We start from the raw sequence: 7583 nt of genomic DNA, 5'->3' as shown, positions 1-7583 counted from the left end.
GTTGATGCTGACGTTGAGGCTACCGCACTTGTTGACGCTGAGGTAGACGCTACGGCGCTAGTAGATGCTGAGGTAGAGGCTACAGCGCTTGTTGACGCTGAGGTAGACGCTACGGCGCTTGTGCTGGCTGAAGTAGAGGCTACTGCACTTGTTGAAGCTGAGGTAGACGCTACTGCACTTGTGCTGGCTGAAGTAGACGCTACCGCACTTGTTGACGCTGACGTAGACGCTACCGCACTTGTTGACGCTGACGTAGACGCTACCGCACTTGTGCTGGCTGACGTTGAGGCTACAGCGCTTGTTGACGCTGACGTAGACGCTACCGCACTTGTTGACGCTGACGTAGACGCTACCGCACTGGTGCTGGCTGACGTAGACGCTACGGTGCTTGTTGACGCTGACGTAGACGCTACTGCACTTGTGCTTGCTGACGTTGATGCTACGGCACTAGTCGACGCTGACGTAGACGCTACCGCACTAGTCGACGCTGAGGTAGACGCTACGGCACTAGTCGACGCTGACGTAGACGCTACTGCACTTGTTGAGGCTGACGTAGACGCTACCGCACTTGTTGACGCTGAGGTAGAGGCTACGGCGCTTGTTGACGCTGACGTTGATGCTACCGCGCTTGTAGATGCTGAAGTAGACGCTACCGCACTTGTGCTGGCTGACGTTGAGGCTACAGCGCTTGTTGAGGCTGAGGTAGATGCTACGGCACTAGTCGACGCTGACGTAGACGCTACAGCGCTTGTGCTTGCTGAGGTAGACGCTACCGCACTTGTTGACGCTGAGGTAGACGCTACGGCACTAGTCGACGCTGAGGTAGACGCTACGGCACTAGTCGACGCTGAGGTAGACGCTACCGCACTTGTTGACGCTGAGGTAGACGCTACGGCACTTGTTGACGCCGAGGTAGACGCTACCGCACTTGTTGACGCTGAGGTAGACGCTACGGCACTTGTTGACGCTGAGGTAGACGCTACAGTACTTGTTGAGGCTGAGGTAGACGCTACTACGCTTGTGCTGGCTGAGGTAGATGCTACGGCACTTGTTGACGCTGAGGTAGACGCTACGGCACTTGTTGACGCTGATTTCGATCTATAGTCCGAGTCAGATAAGTCTGGTTTTACTGTATTCGTTGTACCATCTTTATAAGTAATGGTCACAGTACCATCACTTGATATTCCATAGGCTTGTATACGGTTTGCATCTTGCGGATTTGATGCTTTTACCGCTTCAAGAATCTTTTGTTTATCATCTTCAGACAAAGTAGTCGTATTACTTACTTGAACCGCAGTTTTTGGCTTCTCACCTGGGAATTTTTCACTTAATTTCCCTTGAACAAGCTTAAATGTAGTGTCATTATTCGTATTTTCAGAAAAGTCTTTTGTTCGAATCTGACGTGACCAAACATTTCTTGCTTCATATCGTTGACCTGCATTGTAGGTGCCGTTAATTGTCAACGTAGCTGGATCTTTAGTGGTAGCCGTTGTCGGAGTTCCAGTAATATTTGTAATCGTTCCATTAGAATTATGAGTCGTTTCTGTCATGTTAGTTCGGACAGTAAGGCCATCCCATACTTCTAGACTACGAACCTTACCACTGTTATCCGTAACTTTCACAACAAAGCGATATTCATCCCCAGCGTAAAGTTCATATCCTTGAGCAGAACGTCCTTTTTCATCTCTTTCATCGGCACGAACAGCTGTCTTAGGTCGATCAACCCATTTATTATTCTTATCTTTAACTTGCAGAACAACTTCTACATTTGGTTTTTCAGTTTCCTTGCTGATTTCAACACGTCTTACATCTGATTCCAACGTTTCATTACGATTGGTTACAGGGTTTGGGAATTCCTTACTTTGTTTAACAGTCACTGTACCTGTTTGAAGAAGACCGTTACTGTCTGCTAATTCATCTGCAGTAAATGTCACGCTTCCACTGCTATCTGCTGTTTTAGACGGAAGTTGTCTATTATTGATTGTTAAAGTAACTGCCGCACCTGGTAAAGCGTTTGTAACGGTAATTCCTTTATTTGGAAGACCACCTGTTTTCGTTACCTGATCTGCTGAGATTTGTGGTGGATTAGGTTTGACTTTAATAGGAACTGAAACATTTTTACTATTTCTTCCAGCATTTTGTCCTGGATTAGTGGTACTTTCTGGAAGAGTCAGTTTGACCTCTTTTACATATATTCCCGGATTAGCTACTGTAGTGGCATCCGGTGTTGATACCCAGTTATAATCCGAACCAACAGGAAAGGCTACATTTGGATTAGCATTTTCAAGAGCAGTTTTTGGATTATCAATAACACTCTTGAGGGATTCTATATTTCCAACTGTAGTTGAAATATCTTGTTTAGGTTGCGGATCCGCTACTGTATAGTCAAAAGTCGCTGAACTTGTTAAGGCAGGATCACTAGCTGACGCTGTTCCAAAACGTCCTTGTCGATATGTTGCAATAATCTTATAAGTCGTATGGTGAGTTGTAGGTTGATTATCTGTATCACTCTCAACTGTTGTATGCCACACACTACTAAAGGCAGGAGAGCCATCTTTTGTGGTTAATGGTGCACTTTGAGAATTGTTTAATTTATACTCATATTTAAAACTTGCCACATCTGAAAGAGTGTCAATATTTGTATATAGTCTTGAATTACCTCCAATATTATTAGCATAACTTCCCCCGACAATTCCATCTTTACCTCTATCAGCTTTAAAGGCATAGAATTTACCCGTTTCTCCGTTTCGTTCCCAAGGCTTTACTTTTCCTAAGACAGTATAGCTATACTCAACTTCCTTAGTCTCGCTTCCTTTAGTAACGAGCAAGGTTGCTTTTTTCTGACCAGGAGTTGATAAATCTAGGCTGCTATCTTTCCACTTAACACTTGTCCCTTGAGGTAGTGCTCGACCATCACCATCTACAACAAAGTCACGAGCGTTGAGTTGATTCTTATCCTCACCTTCCACGGCATAAAAACGATCTGTTTTGGCTTGATACGGTGCCTTCGCAGTAGCAGTGGTTGTAGCTCCATCTGAGTTAAAGTTATAAGACGTAGCTGTGACATCCGTTTTATCTTTAACAGCTTCCTCAGAGATAGTCAGATTACCATTCGATTTATCTAAAGTCACCCCAGCTGGAAGAGGATCACTATTTTCCCACGTAGTTCCAGATTTTTTAATCGTAATGTGAGTAGTAGTGTTAGCAGTTGTCGGTGTATAAGATATATTTATCTTATCATTGTTCGCTTCAGGACGAACAACCACACTACCATCATTTTTAGGATCAACATTTGGTTTTGTTGCTGTAGACTTAGCAACATTTTCAAAGAAAACTTCTGAAACATCGACAGAATCGCCACCCTCATCATCTTTATAAATAGTCTTAAGTTGCTTACTTAGTCCTATTTTAGTTCCAGTAATTTGTGCTTTTCCTTGTAAACCATTATGGGCGAGAACATCTAGTTTATCTTGCTCCGTCAAAGCAGAACCTAGTCTAGACACTTCTATAGTAGGGGGAACAGACAAGTAAACTTCCTTACCATTTAACATGGCTTTCACAGCCATATTTTCTCCTATACCCGAACCAATTTGATTACTACCACCAACCCATTCAACATTCTTAACATTTAACGCCTTCTGTTTGTCTGTACCTTGCACATTCGATGAGACTTGGTTTGTATTTGGAAGAACATTAGGATTGTGAACAAATGGACTCGGCCTTGGAGTTCTATCAATTTGATCGTTATAGGTATCTCTATCATCAGGAAAAGCGAAACCTGAAATTGTGTTTGACTTATCATCAATTTTCTGAATAATAGATGCTGGGTCAATCTGTTGCCCTTTGGAAATTTGTTTAGCAGCTAAAGTTTGATTGATAACAGGCTCATAGACATCAGCCTGTGTAACAATTCGAAACGGAAGAGTATAGGAACCCGCATTCGAAGTCTTAACAATTAGCTCATTAACACCTTTATCAAAAGGAATATCTCGACTATTTGCTCCCCCTAGTTCATTACTGCTATAATTTTTTCCTCTAATTGCATAAGTAACAGTTCCATTAGGAGCTGGTGTCTTCTTACCTGTTACTTTATCATAAACATCAGCAATCTTGCTAACGCTACCCGAAGTTAATTCGTTTAATCCACCATACTTCAAAAACGTAGAAGGAACATTTTTCTTCAACTCCAACCAATAGCGGTCTGGAGAACCATTCATTTGTAGGTAATTTCTATGACGTGAATTTTCCAAAGAACGGAAACCAGCCATATAAAAATCATTGGTATCTTCTGGACTATCTGTCGTATATTTGATTTTATACCCTTCTAAACGAGCTGAACCTCTAGGATTAAGAGCGTATACATTCGCTGTCGCATTTTCAATAGAAGTAAAAGCAAAGTCTCCAGCTTTTTTAGTTTCATCTGATATTTTATCTGTCTGATAATATGCTTCTGGATTATTAAAAGCAAAGTCTCTCAAGCTAGTAAGAGAGCCTCTACCAACCCCGCCAGGACCGACACCAGCCACATTATCATAGTAAGAACCACCTTGGTTATTATGTGCGTTTCCGACGGCAGCTCTTAAATCTCCACTTTTCTTATTATGCGTAAAAGCGTTATCTCCATTGCTGCTTCCCAAAAGGTTCCAACCCGTTTCTGCTCGGTCCTTTTGCCACACTTCCATATGGGTAATTCTGTGACCTTTTGGAACAGTAAAGTAAAAGTAAGGATTGTCATGAGGATCTCCACCTCTATTAAAGGTAACTTCCCATTGAGTTGTGCGTCCAGTACGGCTTGCTGTCATCAAAACTTGGTCACCGACATTTTGAACCAAAACACGTGACGCAGTATTAGCAGGTCCTGGAGCTATTCCATTTCCTGTTCTTCCTTCCGTAGCATAAAGATAAGTCCCTGTTTTATAAATATTCGCCTTGGAATTAGCTGCTGTTGCTTCCCCTTCAGAGACAACATATCCAACAGAGGCTGTTAAAAATGTTGGATTTCTATTCTCAGGCGCTACCTCCCTAAAGCTAACTCCTCGCTCCATCTGTCTACCATTTAGCCCACTACGTTTCCCGTTATGGGAGCGGAGAACAGCGTTAACGATTGAGTTTTGCGCAGATGTAGCTTGCTTAATAACATCTGTCAAGTCAGCATTTGGAGTTTTCAGTGCTTCTTCGATAGCTGTTACAGCAGCATTCACCTTAGCAACTGCTGCTTCTGTATTTGGCAGACCGATAGACTTAGCGAGGTATTCCCCCATAGTCGCTGAGATTTTAGATAGACGTTTGCGATCTTCTTGAGTTTTCTTGTTGCTCTCAGCAGATACTGTAGTCGCTACGGCAACTGTTGTCGTTGTATCCACCAAACTTGAAGTCGTTGATGTGATTTGGCTCAAACGAGTTTCAACTGCTTGTAGAGATGCGAGGCTTTCAGTGATAACTTTTGAAAGAACCGCATCAGCTGTTGAGTTAGCTGCATCTTCCTTACGAACAGATGTCTCTTTGTTTGAAGCCGTCTCCGATGTTGCTGGTTTTGCAAGTTCAGAAGTTGCTCCAGTTTGTGATTGAGAAGCACTTGTTGAAGCTGACTCAGATGCACTTGTACTTGCACTTGCACTTTCAGAAGCAGATGTACTTGCTGATACAGAAGCACTTGTTGAAGTACTTACTGATTGGCTTTCACTTTCTGAAAGATGTTTACTTGCATTCTTTGAAGCTTCCTCAGACAAGGACTGGCTTTGGCTAACAGAAACTGATAAGCTGTCGGCTTGAACTCCCTCCTGATCTTTTACTGTTCCCAAAGTTACTGTATCTGTATTTGCAAGTGTTTCTTTGGCCTCTACTGTCTTTTCAAGGGCGTCATGGGCATAGACAGTTGTTTGAGTTGCAACTGCTCCTCCGAGCACCGTCCCTGCTGCGGCTATCCCTTTCAGAATATCCAATCCAGTCAGTGTATTTGCTGATTGCTCTTCGATCATTTCAGTTGTTACCTGAGCAGCATCTACACCACCACGTAAGACTTTAAAGAGTCCAAATTGAGAGGTCGAGGCACGCAACCAATGCTTACCTGACTTGATCAACTTAAAACGGGTCACACGATCCGTCTCTCTATACTTACCTTCTTGGCGTCTAAAAAACATTTTTTAGATTCCTTTCCGATTATATTTATGTAAATTTATCAATAAAATACCAATTTATATTATACACTTCAAATGCAATTAATTCAATAACTTTCAAAACATTTTTACCTAAAAAAAAAAAAAGTATTCCATATGGATATTATAGGCGAATATACCACTTTTTATAAATATCAGAAAAATGAAAATTTTAAACGTTTTCAAAAGGGTAGAGTCCAAATTTTAAGAGTTTTTATGTTTCTAAATTTCTGAATATTAAATTTCTGTTACAAGATGTTGGATGCGATTTCCTAACGATTTTTATAAAATAGTTTATTTTATAAGTATTTTGTTTAAGGTATATTTTTATATTATATTAACTATATTTTATTTTGTGCAAATGCTTTTTCGAAAATACATAATCTAGAAAATTAATTTTATTGTCATATCATTATCGCTAAGATATTTGTATATTCTTATTGAATAGATGAACCATACATAGCTGAAAAATAGCAACCTTAGTTACCTTTAAAGCAAGGATGAGATATTCGATTTTCATTATTGGGATTGTAGGATTCCCATTCACTTAGACACACTCTGACAGCGCATAAGCCGAATTCAAACTCTAAATACAACTTAATATCTAGAATCTTTCTTTCGATTTATACTTCTCCAAAATCAAAAAATCATAACTCTTATTTATATACTAGGCATATACTAGGAAAAATAGAATACAGCAATAGCTATAAAAGTCGCGAAGTTTCACTAGAAGACTTCATGAATAGACTGACAGCAACTAAACAGAGTGCTATTTTATAGTGGATTGAAATAAAATATGAACAAACTTATTAAGAAAGGCAAATTAATTTCTAGACATATTTTAGCAGACGTAGTGTACTATTCTAGATTCAATCCACTATACATTAATTTTGAAAATTGAATAGATAAAACAAAAAGTGAACTAAACCGAATTCTGATTTACAGAAAACTAGTTTTGTTCACTTTTTCTTATAGCGAAACTTCGGTTCCACACACTTTTCAATCATCTATCCGCAGATAGATCTGCTACAGAAAGATTGTTTACATTTCTTCTTCATCATCACGTTTGCGACGTTTTGCAAACAAACCTAGCCCAGTTACAGCGGCTAAAGCTCCTAGAAGTGCAGATGTTTTGGATACTTCTGTACCTGTATTTGGCAATTGCTGTCTTGACTTAGCTGTCGATCCGGAATATGAAGTCGAATAATCAACATTTGATTCTACCATCGAGCTTGACGTTGAAGAACTTTCAGAGGCTACTGCACTTGTTGACGCTGACGTAGATGCTACGGCACTAGTCGACGCTGAGGTAGACGCTACCGCACTAGTCGACGCTGACGTAGACGCTACAGCGCTTGTTGAGGCTGACGTAGACGCTACAGCGCTTGTGCTTGCTGACGTTGATGCTACCGCACTAGTCGACGCTGA

2 protein-coding genes are annotated in these 7583 nt (G+C 41.0%); both read right to left on the bottom strand.

All coding sequences use genetic code 11. The features are described 5' to 3' along the window. Nucleotides 1-6140 (bottom strand): accessory Sec-dependent serine-rich glycoprotein adhesin (locus N8L39_RS09180; protein WP_261010793.1); only part of this gene is annotated, 6140 nt, incomplete at its 3' end. A 1056-nt stretch (nt 6141-7196) separates the two neighbouring features. Then, nucleotides 7197-7583: LPXTG cell wall anchor domain-containing protein (locus N8L39_RS09175; RefSeq protein ID WP_261010794.1), on the bottom strand; the 387-nt coding region annotated here is incomplete at its 5' end.

This window comes from Streptococcus mitis (assembly GCF_946190285.1).
In the GTDB taxonomy this organism is placed as follows: Bacteria; Bacillota; Bacilli; order Lactobacillales; family Streptococcaceae; genus Streptococcus; species Streptococcus mitis_CP.
This window is presented reverse-complemented; position numbering and strand designations above follow the sequence as displayed.